We start from the raw sequence: 480 nt of genomic DNA, 5'->3' as shown, positions 1-480 counted from the left end.
ACTTACTGAAGTAGAAGTGCTCATTGATGCTGAATCACTCTCGCTTACTGAAGTTGATTCACTTTCACTTACTGATGTTGATGCGCTCATTGACGCTGAGTCGCTCTCACTTACTGAAGTTGACGTACTCATTGACGCTGAATCACTTTCGCTCACTGAAGTTGAAGTGCTCATTGACGCTGAGTCGCTCTCACTTACTGAAGTAGAAGTGCTCATGCTTGCTGAATCACTTTCGCTCACTGAAGTAGAAGTGCTCATTGACGCTGAATCACTTTCGCTCACTGAAGTAGAAGTGCTCATTGACGCTGAGTCGCTCTCACTTACTGAAGTAGAAGTGCTCATTGATGCCGAGTCACTTTCACTTACTGAAGTAGAAGTGCTCATTGATGCTGAATCACTCTCGCTTACTGAAGTTGATTCACTTTCACTTACTGATGTTGATGCGCTCATTGACGCTGAGTCGCTCTCACTTACTGAAGT

The 480-nt window shown here is 44.4% G+C and carries 1 protein-coding gene; it reads left to right on the top strand.

What is annotated here, in order from left to right; all coding sequences use genetic code 11:
- On the top strand, positions 1 to 480 hold a 480-nt coding region (locus SH09_RS16765; RefSeq protein WP_042740257.1), incomplete at both ends, for a hypothetical protein.

Origin of the sequence: Staphylococcus gallinarum, from assembly GCF_000875895.1 — a bacterium.
Lineage (GTDB): Bacteria > Bacillota > Bacilli > Staphylococcales > Staphylococcaceae > Staphylococcus > Staphylococcus gallinarum.
Note: the sequence above shows the minus strand (reverse complement) of the source record. Positions and strands in the feature narration are given on the sequence as shown.